Origin of the sequence: Nitratireductor kimnyeongensis (assembly GCF_019891395.1) — a bacterium.
Classification (GTDB): domain Bacteria; phylum Pseudomonadota; class Alphaproteobacteria; order Rhizobiales; family Rhizobiaceae; genus Nitratireductor; species Nitratireductor kimnyeongensis.
This window is the reverse complement of record NZ_CP078143.1, coordinates 254,677-270,656: the sequence shown is the minus strand read 5'-3', so window position 1 is coordinate 270,656 and position 15,980 is coordinate 254,677. Positions and strand designations below refer to the sequence as shown.

General features: G+C 58.6%; 12 protein-coding genes and 1 tRNA gene. 4 read left to right on the top strand and 9 right to left on the bottom strand.

Features of this window, described 5'->3' with window-relative positions; genetic code table 11:
- The first annotated feature begins 159 nt into the window (after positions 1-159).
- Entirely contained in the window at positions 160-1,158 is a 999-nt protein-coding gene (locus tag KW403_RS01230) for a glycoside hydrolase family 25 protein (protein WP_223020977.1), read from the top strand.
- A 24-nt stretch (positions 1,159-1,182) separates the two neighbouring features.
- Here the strand turns inward: KW403_RS01230 and KW403_RS01225 are convergent, their stop codons facing one another.
- Positions 1,183-1,779: a thermonuclease family protein gene (locus KW403_RS01225; protein ID WP_223020976.1), complete on the bottom strand. Its 597-nt coding sequence runs from the start codon at positions 1,777-1,779 to the stop codon at positions 1,183-1,185.
- A gap of 144 nt (positions 1,780-1,923) precedes the next feature.
- Between KW403_RS01225 and KW403_RS01220 the strand changes: the two genes are divergently transcribed.
- Positions 1,924-2,082 (top strand): YciI family protein, encoded by a 159-nt coding sequence (locus KW403_RS01220; RefSeq protein ID WP_223022635.1) that lies wholly within the window; start codon positions 1,924-1,926, stop codon positions 2,080-2,082.
- Positions 2,083-2,171: 89 nt separating this feature from the next.
- On the opposite strand, the gene KW403_RS01215 is transcribed toward KW403_RS01220, so the two are convergent.
- The 7 genes from KW403_RS01215 to KW403_RS01185 all read right to left on the bottom strand — a co-directional run bounded on the left by KW403_RS01215 (position 2,172) and on the right by KW403_RS01185 (position 12,379).
- On the bottom strand, positions 2,172-2,999 hold the full coding sequence (locus tag KW403_RS01215) for a hypothetical protein (RefSeq protein ID WP_223020975.1): 828 nt from the start codon (positions 2,997-2,999) through the stop codon (positions 2,172-2,174).
- 10 nt (positions 3,000-3,009) lie between these two features.
- The gene (locus tag KW403_RS01210; protein ID WP_223020974.1) at positions 3,010-6,759 is read right to left on the bottom strand and encodes a vitamin B12-dependent ribonucleotide reductase; all 3,750 of its coding nucleotides are present in this window, start codon (positions 6,757-6,759) and stop codon (positions 3,010-3,012) included.
- 677 nt (positions 6,760-7,436) lie between these two features.
- Positions 7,437-8,972 (bottom strand): inorganic phosphate transporter, encoded by a 1,536-nt coding sequence (locus tag KW403_RS01205; RefSeq protein ID WP_223022386.1) that lies wholly within the window; start codon positions 8,970-8,972, stop codon positions 7,437-7,439.
- 115 nt (positions 8,973-9,087) lie between these two features.
- Positions 9,088-9,555 (bottom strand): NUDIX hydrolase, encoded by a 468-nt coding sequence (locus tag KW403_RS01200; RefSeq protein ID WP_223020973.1) that lies wholly within the window; start codon positions 9,553-9,555, stop codon positions 9,088-9,090.
- A 511-nt stretch (positions 9,556-10,066) separates the two neighbouring features.
- Positions 10,067-10,564: a xanthine phosphoribosyltransferase gene (gene gpt / locus KW403_RS01195; protein WP_223020972.1), complete on the bottom strand. Its 498-nt coding sequence runs from the start codon at positions 10,562-10,564 to the stop codon at positions 10,067-10,069.
- A gap of 144 nt (positions 10,565-10,708) precedes the next feature.
- Positions 10,709-11,551: a universal stress protein gene (locus tag KW403_RS01190; RefSeq protein WP_223020971.1), complete on the bottom strand. Its 843-nt coding sequence runs from the start codon at positions 11,549-11,551 to the stop codon at positions 10,709-10,711.
- A gap of 75 nt (positions 11,552-11,626) precedes the next feature.
- Positions 11,627-12,379, bottom strand: a complete 753-nt coding sequence (locus tag KW403_RS01185; protein WP_223020970.1) for a competence/damage-inducible protein A — start codon at positions 12,377-12,379, stop codon at positions 11,627-11,629.
- Positions 12,380-12,566: 187 nt separating this feature from the next.
- Here KW403_RS01185 and wrbA point away from each other — a divergent pair, with 187 nt between their 5' ends.
- Together wrbA and KW403_RS01175 are read left to right on the top strand one after the other, a co-directional pair.
- On the top strand, positions 12,567-13,166 hold the full coding sequence (wrbA, locus tag KW403_RS01180; RefSeq protein ID WP_223020969.1) for an NAD(P)H:quinone oxidoreductase: 600 nt from the start codon (positions 12,567-12,569) through the stop codon (positions 13,164-13,166).
- A gap of 136 nt (positions 13,167-13,302) precedes the next feature.
- Positions 13,303-13,387: transfer RNA gene (locus KW403_RS01175), tRNA-Leu, on the top strand.
- A 45-nt stretch (positions 13,388-13,432) separates the two neighbouring features.
- On the opposite strand, the gene KW403_RS01170 is transcribed toward KW403_RS01175, so the two are convergent.
- Positions 13,433-15,904 (bottom strand): autotransporter family protein, encoded by a 2,472-nt coding sequence (locus KW403_RS01170; protein ID WP_223020968.1) that lies wholly within the window; start codon positions 15,902-15,904, stop codon positions 13,433-13,435.
- Positions 15,905-15,980 lie beyond the last annotated feature (76 nt).

Sequence of the window (15,980 nt, the reverse complement as noted above, 5' to 3'; positions counted from 1 at the left end):
ACGTCCGGATACGATAAATCGATGCGCTGCGCACCGGCGTCTGCAACGTGGTTAACGGGTTGATTCAAACTTTATTGGTAAGTTTGGAATAACACTGCGCTTTCAACCGGTGGAACGGGCACCGGGTTTCCAAATTCCTCGAGCTCCTGCAGATCGTCCATGCGTTTTCCTGCATTCCTTCGACCTGTCTTTCTTACGCTAGTGCTGACCGGCTGCACTGGCGGACCCAGCATTGACGCCGCACTAGACATCGATCCGCCCTCACGCGAGGTGACGAGTTCGATCATACGGCCCGATGTGGGACTGCCGCATGGCGCCGGCGCCGAGAGCGAGACCAATCATGTGAGCGAGGCGGGGATGACGGCGATTGCCGAACCCGATCGTGTCTCGACACCAGCGCTTGAGCAGGTGGCCATGATCACGCCGCCCAAGCCGACGCTGCGGCCCAAGAGTGTAGCGCGCGGTGAGGTCTACCGCAGCCAGTTCGGGGATGCACATCCCATCAATTTCGGAAAGATCACCCCGAAGCATCATGCGGTGCACGGTGTGGATGTTTCGCGCTGGCAGGGCGATATCGACTGGGTAACACTGCGCAAGCGCGGGGCCAATTTCGCTTACATCAAGGCGACGGACGGGGTCGACCATATCGATCCGATGTTCAAGAAGAACTGGAACGGGGCTGCCAAGGCCGGCATTCGCCGCGGGGCCTATCATTTCTTTTTCTGGTGTCGCAGGGCTTCCGACCAGGCGGAATGGTTTATCCGCAATGTTCCGAAGGTGAAGGGTGCGCTGCCGCCGGTTCTGGACGTGGAATGGAACCACCAGTCAAGCTGCAAGTGGAAGCCTTCTCGAGCTGAAGTCATTGAAAAAATGCAGGTTTTTATGGATCGGCTGGAACGTCATTATGGCCAGAGACCTGTCATTTATACAGCGCCCGACTTCTATGAGGACAATCTGAAGGGGGCTTTCCCGAACCACCCGTTCTGGCTGCGTGCCGTGGCCGAACACCCCTCAAAAGTCTATCCGGGTCGGGATTGGGTGTTCTGGCAGTATTCAGGCTCTGGCCTGAGCCAGGGCGTGAATGGCAGGATCGACCTCAATGTCTTCCACGGCGATGAAAGCGCCTGGTGGCGCTGGCTTGGCAAGGCGGCTGGCTGATCCCCTGGCAAAAGGGGCTTTCCGTCAGGAACACCAGGATTCCTTGAAACCGCGCCAGCGATGGGCAAGGCCCTCGGCGATGAGCTGATCGCCGATCGGCTTGCCGTCCCGGTAGAGACTTCTGAGCTTGCGGCCGTAAACGTCTTCGTCGCGCAGGCTCGTGCGCCGCAGATCGAACGGACCTGAATTGACCAGTTGCTGAAAACGGCGCTGCGCGCGGCGGGCCAGTTTCTTCTCGTATGCGCATTCGGGCGAGAACAGTTCTGGCGTGTTGAAGCCTGTCACCCTGATCTTCTCGCCATTCACATAGAGCGTGTCGCCATCGACGATGCAGTTCACCCGCTTGCCGCTTCCACAGATCGGGAAATACCGGGCGATATGTGGCTGGCTCTCCGATCGGGGAGCGCTAAAGAGACCTGAGATCCTGTCCGTGGGGACAACGGAATAATGCGCTGCCGCCCAGCCAGCGACAAGCGCGAGCGCGATCAGGCCGAAACCATCCTTGAGCACCTGAAACGGGCGCCATGACCGGGTGTTGCGCTTCCTTCCGCGGCCCGAAGACGTGCGCCAGTGGCTGTTGTTTCTGCTTCTTCTGGAGCAAAGATCGTAAATGCGCGCCATTGTCCGCTCCCTCCCGGCTCCGCTCCCTCCCGGCAGTGGAGCAGAGGGGGATGAAGATGGGGTTTGATTCACGCCGAAAATTTTAAGGATTTGGCCCGCCGGGGGATTGTTTCGACGGAGTGTTTCTGAGCGTGGACTCTCTGGATGCCGGGGGCGGTAATCGTCCGTGGGGAGAGCCGGGAAGCCCATGATGCACGCATTGCCGCCGATCCGTTCATGGAGTATGGCGTCGTGAGCGCGGAGACTTATGAGATCGATCCGAAGCGCACGGTGCCGGCGCTGGAGTTTACGAAGGCGGCTTAGCGGAAGTGGATAAACGCAAGCGCGGTACGATTTTCTACCGAAACGACCATGGCGCTCTTTAGCAACCTTGGAAGCGTGTTGGTGAACCTTCAGTCGTTGGATTTTAGTTGGATTGAGAGTGACGTCGAAAAAAGTGGAGCAGGATTCTGCAGGCTTTTCAGGAAGCCCGGGCGGATTACATACGGCTGACTTTCAGAGTGCCTAGTCATATCCTTGTCGACTATGCTGGTGATAAGCATATGATCCCGAATAAGAACCTGATATAAGTACAATCCTTCTTCTTTATTTCGTATCGATCGGAATTTTATTTGTTCTTTTTCTCTGCATTTTGAAGTTAAATCCTCAAAAGGCTCGCCGAATCTCAGAAAATCTGGTATTCCTCCTTCAAGTAAGGCCGCTGGGGTAAGAGACATTGTCCAGAGCCCGCCCTCAATCGCCAATGGTATGCCGTTGTCCTCATAGTAATGAGCCATTCCTATTTTTGCACCCAAGACCTTTAGGGAAAGAAGAGCTGCGCCATCAAGCTTAGACGCCTGTACTGGGATTCCGAATGCTTCACTCAACTGTTTGCTGCGATGACGTTGGCCTGTAGCACCTTGAACCACATCGGAAATAGCTTTTCGGGCATTGTTCTTTACGCCAGAGGCGACCTTCTGAAAGTGAGCTGAGGAAGTCGCGTGTGCGTCGATCGTACTGAGGGTTAATAGGGCCGCGATTTGATCATACTGCTTGGAAGCATGGTTGCACTGGTAGCAGGAAGGGAACTCAAATTTTTTGTCCCCTGGCAACTGGCTGTTGGTAAACAGTATCTTAGCAGGGATATGATCAATGCTTTCTGTGGGGGAGTTTCCCCCACAGAAACAACAATATGGATGGGCCTTCCTGAAGACGTCGAGGCGCCGTTTTCTTTCACCCAAAACGGCGCTCTCAGCTACATCCGCTCGTTGCGCCGCAGGTGTCGCATTTTTCGCAGGTGCCGTTTCTCACCATGGTGAAGTTCTGGCACTCCGAGCACATATTGCCCGTGTAACCCTGCATGATCGCCTGCTGGCGGCGGTGGGTTTCGACCTTCTTGGCATCGGCGGCTTCCGTGGCGGCGGCGTCGGTGAAGACATCGTTGATGTCGTTATCCTGTGCAACCTCTTCGGCCAGTTCCTTCGCACGCTCCTCATAGTCACGACGGAAGGCGGTGGCTTCCTCGTGCAGTTCGGAGACCGCCGGCTTCAGCGCATGCACCGTTGCTCCGGAGGAGATGGCACGCACCGTGCTGCCGGATGAGCCCTTGGGCTCGCCACCGGACTTGCCGGAGACGACCTTGAGCGGCGCGCCGCGGGTCAGGCCCTTGGAATAGGGCAGGGCCTTGCCTTCATTGATGCCGCGGCCAAGCGCGGTGTTGGTGAAGTCGGACGTGTCCACATGGGCAAGGTCGGACCGGTCGAGATAGGAAACGGCCAGCTCGCGGAACACATAGTCGAGGATCGACGTGGCGTTCTTGATCGCGTCATTGCCCATGACCATGCCGGCCGGCTCGAACTTGGTGAAGGTGAAGGCCTCCACATATTCGTCGAGCGGCACGCCATATTGCAGGCCGAGCGAGATGGCGATGGCGAAGTTGTTCATCATGGCGCGGAAGGCTGCGCCTTCCTTGTGCATGTCGATGAAGATCTCGCCGAGGCGGCCATCGTCAAACTCGCCGGTGCGCAGGTAGACCTTGTGCCCGCCGATCACCGCCTTCTGGGTATAGCCCTTGCGGCGGTTGGGCAGCTTCTCGCGCTCGCGCACCACCTTTTCGACCACGCGCTCGATGATCTTCTCGGAGATCGTCGCGGCCTGGGCGGCGGTTGGTGCTGCGGCCAGTTCCTCGACCAGATCGTCGGCATCCTCTTCATCATCGGCGATGAGCGAGGCATTGAGCGGCTGTGAAAGCTTGGAGCCATCGCGGTAGAGCGCATTGGCCTTGAGCGCCAGCTTCCAGGACAGGAGATAGGCCTCCTTGCAGTCCTCGACCGTGGCATCATTGGGCATGTTGATGGTCTTGGAGATGGCCCCGGAAATGAAGGGCTGGGCAGCCGCCATCATGCGGATGTGGCTTTCCACCGAGAGATAGCGCTTGCCGATCTTGCCGCAGGGATTGGCGCAGTCGAAGACGGGCAGGTGCTCCTCCTTCAGATGCGGCGCGCCTTCCAGCGTCATGGCACCACAGATGTGGATGTTGGCTGCCTCGATCTCCTTCTTCGAGAAGCCGAGAGCGGCCAGCATGTCGAAGGAGAAATCGTCGAGCTGCTCGTCGGTGAAGCCAAGCTTCTCGCGGCAGAAATCCTCGCCCAAGGTCCACTTGTTGAAGGCGAACTTGATGTCGAAGGCCGATTTGAGCGCGGCGTTGACGGCGGCGATCTTCTCGTCGTCGAAACCCTTGCCCTTGAGGCTCGTCGGGTTGATGGCAGGCGCCTGGTCGAAATTGCCATGGCCGACGGCATATGCCTCGATCTCGGCGATCTGGGCCTCGGTATAGCCGAGGGTGCGCAGCGCTTCCGGCACGGCGCGGTTGATGATCTTGAAGTAGCCGCCACCGGCCAGCTTCTTGAACTTCACCAGCGCGAAGTCGGGCTCGATGCCGGTCGTGTCGCAGTCCATGACAAGGCCGATCGTGCCGGTGGGCGCGATGACGGTGGCCTGCGCGTTGCGGTAGCCGTGCTTTTCGCCGAGCTCCAGTGCGCGGTCCCAGGCAGCGCGTGCATGCTCGATCAGATCGGCATGGGGGCAATCCTCGGCCACAAGCGGCACCGGGTTCACCGCGAGCTTCTCATAGCCCTGGCTTTCGCCATGGGCGGCGCGGCGGTGGTTGCGGATGACACGCAGCATGTTTTCCGCATTGCGCTCATAATCGGCGAAGGGGCCGAGTTCTCCTGCCATTTCGGCGGAGGTCGCATAGGCAACGCCGGTCATGATCGCCGTCAGCGCGCCGCAGATGGCGCGGCCTTCAGGCGAATCATAGGGAATGCCGGAGGTCATCAGAAGGCCGCCAATATTGGCATAGCCGAGGCCCAGCGTGCGGTATTCGTAGGAGAGCTTGGCGATCTCCTTGGACGGGAACTGCGCCATCATGACGGAGATTTCGAGCACCATGGTCCAGAGGCGCACCGTGTGCTCATAGGCGGCAATGTCGATGGAGCCGTCCTTGTTGCGATACTGCAAAAGGTTCATCGAGGCGAGATTGCAGGCCGTGTCGTCCAGGAACATGTATTCCGAGCACGGGTTCGAGGCGCGGATCGGGCCCGCGGCCGGCGAGGTGTGCCAGTCGTTCATGGTGGTGTTGTAGTGGAGGCCCGGATCAGCGGATGCCCATGCGGCATAGCCGATCTTCTCCCACAGGTCGCGGGCCTTCACGGTCTTGGCGACCTTGCCGTCGATGCGGTTGATGAGATTCCACTCGCCATCGGCCTCGACAGCGCGCAGGAAGTCGTCCTTCAAGGAGACGGAATTGTTGGAATTCTGGCCGGAGACGGTCAGATAGGCTTCCGAATCCCAATCCGTGTCATAGGTCTTGAAGCCCAGATCGGTGTAGCCCTGGCGCGCGAACTGGATGACGCGCTGGATGTAGTTTTCCGGCACGGCATTGCGCTTGGCGGCCTTGATCTCGCGCTTGAGCGCGGGGTTCTTGGACGGGTCGAAGCAATCATCATTGGCGCCTTCGCAATTGATGCAGGCCTTCATGATGGCGTCGAGATGTTTCTTGGCGATCTTGGAGCCGGTGACGAGGGCGGCAACTTTCTGCTCCTCCTTCACCTTCCAGTCGATATAGGATTCGATGTCGGGGTGATCCACATCGACGACGACCATCTTGGCCGCGCGGCGCGTGGTGCCACCCGACTTGATGGCGCCGGCAGCGCGGTCACCGATCTTCAGGAAGGACATGAGGCCCGACGACTTGCCGCCGCCGGAGAGCTTCTCGCCTTCGCCCCTGAGATGCGAGAAGTTGGAGCCGGTGCCCGATCCGTATTTGAACAGGCGCGCCTCGCGGACCCAAAGGTCCATGATGCCGCCCTCATTGACCAGATCGTCACCGACGGACTGGATGAAGCAGGCATGGGGCTGCGGGTGTTCGTAGGAGGATTTGGACTTCGTCAGCTTGCCGGTGAAGGGATCGACATAATAGTGGCCCTGGCCGGGACCATCGATGCCGTAGGCCCAGTGAAGGCCGGTGTTGAACCACTGCGGGGAGTTGGGAGCAACGCGCTGGGTGGCGAGCATGTAGCACAGCTCGTCCATGAAGGTCTGCGCATCTTCCTCGCCATTGAAATAGCCACCTTTCCAGCCCCAGTAGGTCCAGGTGCCAGCAAGACGGTTGAACACCTGCGCGGCGCTGGTCTCGGAACCATAGCGCTCGTCTTCCGGCAGGTCCTTCAGGGCTTCCTCGTCAGCCACCGAACGCCACAGGAAAGAGGGGACGTCATTCTCCTCGACCTTCTTCAGGCGCGCAGGCACACCGGCCTTGCGGAAATATTTCTGGGCCAGAATGTCGCTGGCAACCTGGGAGAACTGCGCCGGAACGTCGATATTCTCCAGCCGGAAGACAATGGAGCCATCCGGGTTCTTGATTTCGCTCGTGGCCTTGCGGAAGGAAATCTCCGCATATGGGCTCTGGCCTTGCTTTGTGAACCGGCGTTCGATGCGCATTTTGTCCTCTTCGCCCCTAATCCAAATATAGTGTCTGCAACGGAGAATGCCTCATCACATTTTCACCGTGCAGACGCTGTGTCCGCCGACTGCCATCCACCGCAGCGAATGACTCTCCTTGACCGAAGGTTGGTGCTTCTCAAAGGATCGGGAAGAAGATCCATTCGAAGCGTTGTCTCGCCCTTGGCGAAATCGCCCCCAACCTGACGCCGATGCAACGCTACCGTCACATAACATTCACATTATCTGGTGCGTAAAATATCTGAAGACACTAAATATAGTGTTAACAGCTTCTTTATACCAGATGGGAACTCGCACCCCCGCTTGCATTTTTCCGCGGTGCAAACGACACCGTTCCACCCAAAAGCTGTTTGGGCAGGTCTCGGAAACTCAATACAAAATTGGAAAATCGACCGGATTTTTCGCCGACCAATCGCACCTTACGAACGCAGGCGCGAAACCCATAAAAAGCGACTCGTACCCGGACGTCAAGGAGTCGAGTTTGGATCATTTATGACCGCAAGATGTTGTGTGTCACATGTGTGAATAATGGGGAAGTCACTCAGCCGCTGTTGCGGTTTGCGAAACCCACCGTTCCCGGTGCATTGCGGGCAGAGGCGCCGGGTTCGGACAGCGGGGAAGCCACGAGCCGACCCGTCGGAAGAAAAATGCTGACGTCAGCTGATGAAGTCGAGTACCAGGAAAATGCCGGCTGAAAGTAGCGCTGCCGCCGGGACCGTTGTCACCCATGCAGCAATGATGGTGCGGACATGCGCACGACGCACCAGTTTGCGCCGAGCAATCTCTTCGCGAGATGTTTTCTGCAATTCGATTTCCAGATCGTCGTCATCGCTGGCGCCATTGTCCGCTTTGAGACGAACGCCCTTGCGCTCGAGATAGGCGCGACGGCGCTTGGAATGGGCCGTGTACCACTCACGGAAAAAGCCGACGCCGAACACCGCGCCGACTGCGGTATGGGTGGAACTGATGGGCAGGCCGAGACCGGAGGCGATGATAACGGTGATGGCGGCCGATAGGGCGACGCAGAACGCACGCATCGGATTGAGCTTCGTGATCTGCTCGCCGACCATGCGAATGAGTTTGGGCCCGAAAAGGACGAGACCGATCGAAATGCCTGCAGCGCCGATGATCATCACCCACAGGGGGATTGTGACGGTGGTGTTCACAGAGCTTTCGTGAACGGTGAAAACGATGGCGGCAAGGGGACCGACAGCATTCGCAACGTCATTCGCTCCATGAGCGAATGAGAGGAGGGCAGCCGAGATGACCAGTGGGACCTTGAAGAGGCTGCGCAGAGACTGATTGCGGTTCTCTAGACCCTCGGACTGGGCATGTACGAACAGATGAGCGAGAAACCAGGTGACCGCGAAAAAGGCGAGGCCGATGATCCCGGCACCCATGCCGCTGACGGGAAACACCTTCTTCAGCCCCTTGAGGGTAAGATAGGTGGCGAAAGCTCCGGCCATGATGGCGATCAAAAGCGGCAACCAGCGCCGCGCTGCCGAAATCTTATCGTCCTGATAAATGATGGCGGTTTTGATACAAGCGAGGAAAAGAGCTGCGATAACGCCGCCGACCAGGGGGGAGACCACCCAGCTCGCGGCGATCTGCATCATCGTCGACCAGTCTACCGAAGAAAAACCTGCAGCTGCAACACCAGCGCCCATGACACCGCCGACAACCGAATGCGTCGTCGAAACCGGAGCGCCGATCCAGGTGGCGAGGTTGATCCATAGTGCCGAAGAGATGAGAGCGGCCATCATGGCCCGAACAAACGCCTCGGGTGTTCCCACCGCGGCCGGGTCGATGATGCCTTTGGAAATCGTGTCAACAACATCGCCGCCGGCAATCAGTGCGCCGGCGCTTTCGAAAACGGCAGCGATCAACAATGCGCCACCGAGAGTCATGGCCTTTGCGCCCACAGCCGGGCCAACATTGTTGGCGACATCATTGGCGCCGATGTTCAGCGCCATGTATGCGCCGATCGCGGCGGCGGCAATGATAATGACCGCGCGTGGTTCGCCAAAGGTGTAAGTGGCGGCGAATATGGCGGTGAGCGCCAGAAAAAGCAGGCCAAGGCCCGGTGCGACCAGCCCGCGAGCGACGGTTGTCGTGGCCTCCTCCACATGAACCAGCTTGTCCAGGTCCTTGTCGAGGGTCTGTTTGCGCGGGTTGGTGGCGGTTTCGCTCATGCGTTTTCCAGTTTCTGCCAATGCGACGCCACGGGCCGAGCGTTCGGCGAACAAGTCCGCCTCCGGTTAGGAAACTATGTTCCAAACGGCAAGAGTTGACGGCGAAAAAGGAGGCTTAGGCCGCGATTTCCCGTGGATTGTGAGCGAATTGTACGAGAAGCTCGCCCAGGTCCGGTTCCTGGACAGCGGTGGCTGCCTCCTGAGGCGTGAACCACTGGCGGGTTCGCTGCTTGCGTTCCGGCCATTTGGAACGCTCTTCCGTGACTTCAAGAGGAATGACGGCAACCTCGCAGGGCCATTCGACACCGGTTCCGTCGAGCTTGTGGTAATAGAAGCGTCCGATCTCATTCTCGCTGGCGTGGCCAAGCACCCCGGCCTCCTCACGCGCTTCGCGTTCTGCAGCCATGGCTAGCGTTTCGGGGCCTTCCGACCACCCTTTGGGCAAGACCCAGCGACCGGTGCCACGGCTGGTCACGAGCATGATCTCAATGCCGTCACCGTCGGCCTTCGCACGCCACGGCAGGGCCGCTGCCTGCACCCGGCGGGGATTGCCGCCGAACAGACGCCGGACCGTTTCGGTCAACCGCAAACGTGTGCCGTGAGTGAAAATCGTGCTTCTCCTTCGCCCGAACACAATGCGCCGGGATTCGCTTCTTTTCTACAAGTAACTGTTTCTACGCCAAATTCACGCGCTGAGCAGACCAAGCCGCTGAACCGCTTGTGCGCTCGAATCGTGGAACGCAGAAGGCCTGTCGGCAGACATAATGAATTGGTGACAAAAATCAAGGGTTTGGCGTTCAGAACGTGCCGTATCGCCGTCGACCTCTGCCGGTTTTCCGAGCAGTCCACCTTTCGTTGTGGCGTTGCATTGCGCGATCACCACGCTTTCGCCACCCGCGTTTTCGAATTCGGGCCACGCATGAAAGCCATGCTCTTGCCTGGTACATTCTACCCTGCCATACCCTGCTATTCCCTGCACGCCGCATCCCCTCGGGGATCCCATGCACCGCCTTCACGCGGTCTTCGTGCAATATCCTGACCCGATCAAAACCGTTTCCTTCAGGAAGCCCAGCCAGGAAGCCCAGCCAGGCAGTTCAGCCACGCTGGTCTTCCGCGATCGGCTTCTGGTACGAGAAACCCATATCCCAGGGGAAATAGATCCAGGTATCCTGTGAAACCTCCGTCACGAAGGTGTCGACAAGGGGACGCCCTTTGGGCTTGGCATAGACAGTCGCAAAATGCGCCTTGGGCATCATGGCGCGCACGATGGCCGCGGTCTTTCCCGTGTCAGTCAGGTCGTCGACAATCAGAACGTTTTCGCCATCTTCCTTGAGCAGTTCCGGATTGATTTCCTTCAACACGTGAAGATCACCCTGCTCGGAGTAGTCGTGATAGGAAGCGACGCAAACAGTTTCGATCAGTCGAATGCCCAACTCTCGCGAAATGACGGCTGCGGGCACGAGTCCTCCGCGCGTGATGCACACGATGGCTTTCCAGCTGCCATTCGCGCCAGCGAGCCGCCATGCAAGGGCCCGCGCATCACGGTGAAACTGATCCCATGAGACAGGGAAGGCTTTTTCAGGAAGGGACATCGGCATCGCACTCCATGGGCGCATCGGGTCGGCTGATCGGAATGCGCGGTGAATTAGCCGGAAAGGGATGCCGTGCGCAAGCCCGACACCCATTGATGATGAGTTTCCGGCCAGTATTCGGCTTTGCCACTTATTGAACCGTGCTCAATGCGCCATGAATGTTGGCACGGTCATGCTCTGCAAAATCGTCCGGGTGGCGCCGCCAAAAACGAACTCCCGCAACCTCGACCGTCCGAACGCTCCCATGACGAGAAGGTCGGCGCCAGTATCGGAGACCCGATTTTCGAGAATCTCTCCGTGGGAAACGCCACCAGACTGCTCCACCTTGACGGTGACATCGATCTCGTGGCGGGCCAAAGCGGTGGCTATTGCTGTGCCAGCCATGGAGGCATCGCGACGGGGCGTGTCCTGCGGATCGATGCAGAATACCTCAACGCTGTCCGCCTCCTTCAAGAAGGGCAATGCATCGAAGGCCGCCCTTGCTGCCTGCCGGCTGCCGTTCCAGGCAAGCAAGATCTTGTTGAATTCCGCTTCGCGCGCCTTGTGGATATAGGGGACGAAAAGAACCGGCCGCCCGCTTTCGAACAGCAGCGCCTCGACATTGGCTTCCATGGCGCCTGCGGCGTCCGGATCGGTCTGCTGGGCGATGACCAGATCCACACTGCGGGCGCTTTCAATGCCAGAGATGGCGGAATCGCCTGATACGCTGTCGAAGCCGCGCCATTCATTGCTGATATCTTCCTTGCGCGCACGCTCATTGAACAGCTCTCGAATGACGGCGTGGCGGCGGCCTGCCTCTTCGTGCATGTCGACACTCAGGTCGACCACCGGGCCACCCATGGGAGAAGCCATGACCATCGGCAGGGCTTCCGCGTGAAGCCCGATCACGTGGCTTCGGTGACGGGCCGCCAGAGGCAGGGTGAGGTCGAGGACGCGTGGGGCGTCAGCTTCGCTTTGAAGAATCGCGAGAATGGTTTTGTAGCTCATGTCAGCCTCCTTGGAGCTGCGATGGAGTGCCTTCTCTGTTCTTAACGCTGTGCCGAGCAAAAAGTTTGCGCCAGATCAACCTTTTGCCCTCTGCCTGTCCGGAATGGAGGCGAGCATAGCACGGATCTCATCGACAGCAGTGGCAAGCGCCTCGGCTGAGCGAGAGCGAACGACGATCTCGGTCCAGAAGGTGCCATCCTGATATTTTGGATAGGAGCCGATGATGGTTTCGGGATGCGCCGCCTGGATTTCACCCAGCGGACCGCCGATCGCACCTTCGGACTGCGAGGAGGGGACGGTTTCCGAAATGAGCTTCGCGCCCGTCTTCAAGGTGGGGATCACGTTGTCGAGCATGGCCTGAAAAATCGCCGGCACACCTGCCATCACGTAAACATTCTCGACGCGGAAGCCGGGCGCAACAGAAATCGGGTTTTCAATGTGCTCGACCCCAACCGGCATGCGTGCCATGCGTTTGCGGGCCTCAGAAAATTCAGTCCCTCGACTGGCGTAATGCTTTTCAAGAAGGTGATAAGCCTTTTCGTCGTAATCGCATGGCCTTCCGAAGGCTCGGGCGATGGAATCAGCGGTGATATCGTCATGGGTCGGGCCGATGCCTCCCGTGGTGAACACGTATGTGTTGCGGACGCGCAGGGCATTCACCGCTTCGACAATCGCCGCCTCATCATCGGAGACGATACGCACTTCCCTTAGCTCTATGCCGACCGCTGTCAGCATGTCCGCGAGGTGGCCGATATTTCTGTCTTTGGTTCGGCCTGACAGAATTTCGTCGCCGATGACCACCATACCGGCCGTTACAAGCTCACTCATTCTTCGGGACCCCTTTTGTCGGGAGAAGAGATAGACCTGTGTCCAGGTTAGGGCAATGGTTTTGCAACGGTGAACGGTGTGTCGGTTTTAGCGCGGTTTTTAGTGAACCAGACAAGGGGTACATCCGTTGACGCCGCAAGGTCGTGGTCGACGGCCGAAACTGAAATCGCAGCAAAACGGAGCAGGCATGACCAAAATTCTGGTTCTTTACTATTCGAGCTGGGGGCATATGGAAGCCATGGCAAAGGCAGCGGCTGAGGGCGCACGGGACGCCGGTGCCGACGTGACCATAAAGCGTGTGCCAGAACTGGTGCCCGATGAGGTGGCAAAGAAGGCGCACTACAAGCTCGACCAGGAAGCACCTGTCGCGGAACCTGATGAGCTTGCCGATTATGACGGCTTCATATTCGGCATTTCGACGCGCTATGGCATGATGGCTTCGCAGATCAAGAATTTCCTGGATCAGACCGGGTCGCTTTGGGCAGATGGCAAGTTGATCGACAAGCCTGCCACAGTGATGTCTTCAACCGCGACGCAGCATGGGGGCGCAGAGATGGCGCTGGCTTCTACGCAGCTTGCCCTCCAACACCACGGGATGCTGATTGTGCCATTGTCCTATGCCTATCAGGATCAGCAGGGCAACGACAAGGTACGGGGAGGCGCGCCCTACGGCATGACCACGACCACAAATGGTGATGGCTCCCGAATGCCTTCCCAACAAGAGCTTGAGGGCGCAAAATTCCAGGGCAAGCGGTTGGCCGAGATCACTGCAAAGCTGGCAGCCTGATCGAAGATCAGCCTCACCAGGGCGAGGGCCGCCATGCGCGGTCCCTCCCTTTGTCTTTTGTGAACAAGCGTATTCTTTGAAGAACATGCGTATCCCGCTTGATCAGCAGGGTTTCTACCGCTAGTCGTTGACCTGTGCGGACGTGGCGAAACTGGTAGACGCAGCAGACTTAAAATTTGCCGCCTTCGGGCTTGCGGGTTCGACCCCCGCCGTCCGCACCAGCCATCCAGCTTACGGCGGATTTTGGCGAAACCGCAGGCGCTGCCTTACCACGTGATGCTCAGGCCCAGATTGCCCTCGAATATTTCCTTCTTCTCACCGCCGATGTTCGTTGTGTAATCGGCAGTTGCAAAAAGGCCCACCTGTTTGGTGAGGTTCGCGACAAGCCCTGCACCAAGTTCAAGTGATGTGCCTTCGAGCTCTGTTGTGATCGCATCTCCATCGAAATGCAGGTTCTGATCTGCCGAGAATGTGTGCCAGAGATTGGCCTTGAAATATGGTTTCAGGCCGCGACCACCTTCGGTTTGAAAATCTCCCTCAAAACGCATTCCCAACCGCCCGGTCACGACGTCGTTCGTTTCGAAGGTGACGGTCGAAAATCGGTCGCTTTGGTTGTCGAGGGAAAGATGTTGCCAGATCAACTGGGCCTGCGGCTCCAGGTTCCAGCGATCGTTGATGGCGACGGGGTAACCTGTCTCGACAGAGGCTGCGATACCGGCCCCATCCACATCAATGGCCTCGCCGGCGCTGGATCGTGTCTCTCCGCCAAACCAGGTGCCCATCACCACGCCATCCAGATACCAGCCATCGGGCGCAACATGCGTCCAGTAGCCGCCCAGGCTGGTGCCATGCAAATCGAGTTCGCCGACCGCCATGTCATTCCAGCCAACGGCCTGACCAGTGGTGTCACCGTTCAATCGTGCATGACTGAGAAAGATTCCGGCTCGATCCACGTGACCATTGCCGCTATCCCTTTCGATCAGGTCCTGACCAAGTTGAAAGCCAAACAAGCTGCCGTCAAAACCCGGTGCGACGGTGCCATCCCAATTGCTTTCCACGTTCTGGCCGAAAAACCGCCCCCAGCTCGCTGGCAAAACCGCATCGCCATCCCGCAGAAATGGTTGCGCACCGCGTCTTTCATGGAACGTCCCAAGCGTGGACGCTGCGAGATGCTGCAGGGCGGGTGGAACGGCGGAATAGGCTGCTACCTCCGGACGATAGAGTGCTACCGTCCCGCCTGTCACAGGGGTCGCGCCTGGAGTGGGAGGCGTGACCGGCCCCGGAGCGGGCTGCGGCACAGTGGGCGAGGTCGGGTTGACGATGGTCGAGCGCAGATACCAGTTTTCCTGCGTCCCGGCTGAAACACCACCTCTATACAGTTGATACTCGAATGCACCGACCGCGACGCGGTCATTGAGGGAGAAGGCTCCGGCGGCAGTCGTGCCGCTTCCCGTGGCCTCGACGACCATGATCCCGTCCTGAACCGTAGCGCCGCCGCTGCCGCCGGCATTGACGATAGAAATGCCGGTGGAACCGCCAGCGCTCCCCTCGGCAATCACCAGCTTGTCTGAGGAAGATGTATCGTCTCCCAGCACCGTGTTCAAAGAGAGTTTGCCGTCATCTCCGTGGTAATCGCCGGTGATGGTGAAAGTATCGGTTGCACTGTCGCCGCCATTGGTCAGATCGATGGTGCCGGCATTGCGAACATTCGCGCGCTGGCCGGCGCCGAACGCATTGATGCCGCCATTTGCAGAGCCGCCGAACAGAGTGCTGGATGCATCGATGTTCACGGTGCCGGTGCCCGTCCCGCTGTCGCCGAGGGTGAGTGTTTCACCGCCCGCGAATGTCAGTGCGGATGCTGCGTTCACATTGACGGTTTCCAGTGTCTGGAAACGGTCGGGGGTGTCGGTCACCACGCCTTCGAGTGTCAAGTCATCGGTGCCAAGGCCACCGAGAAACGCATTCATGCCCGCGAGATTGGTATCGTTCAGGTTGCGTAGCGTTGCGGTATCGTCGTCACCGCCCATATCCACATCGCCGCCGATGCTGCCGCCACCATCCCACAGAAGCGTGTCGGATCCCACGCTCAACCGGATGTCGCCGCCAACAGAACCGCCGGTGATTGTGACGCGATCTGTGCCTCCGCTGACACTGATGTTGCCACCGATGGAGCCACCGGACAGGATGATCGTGTCGTGCCCGAACCCGGCGACAAGATTGCCATCGATGGTGCCACCAGACATATCGAAAATGTTGTTGGCGAGCTTCATATCGACACGACCGATGCGCCCTCCGGTCATGACCGCTTCGTCGCCGTCGTCGAAGTAATTGACGATGTGGCCATCGGACATGAAGAATGTATCGAAATGTCCGCCCTGGTTCAGGCTGTCAATCTGGCCTCCGGTCATGATGAAATCATCGATGCCGTCGCCCTGTTGGAGCTGTCCGTTGATCGCGCCCGAATGCACCTCGACCGTGTCAACGCCGGGACCGAATGTCACGTCGCCATTTATGATGCCGGTGCCACCAGCAGGCATTGTAAGGGAATTGTCTCCTGAAAGGTCCACCAGGTTGCCGCCGTGCGTTCCGCTGTCGCAGATGAACACATCGTTGCCGGCTGTCGGCACGAGACTGCAGGCGGCGTGTGCGCTGGAAACCGGCCAACCGAGCACGCTCGCAAGAGCGCTTCCGGATAATAGAATCGCGGTCAATTTCTTGCTTGATGTGCGGGAATGCATGCGCCCCTCAATATTTGGCGTTTTTGCACCGCATTTTATTTTTTTTTATGTGGTCCACATCCCTTATATTCAGGAA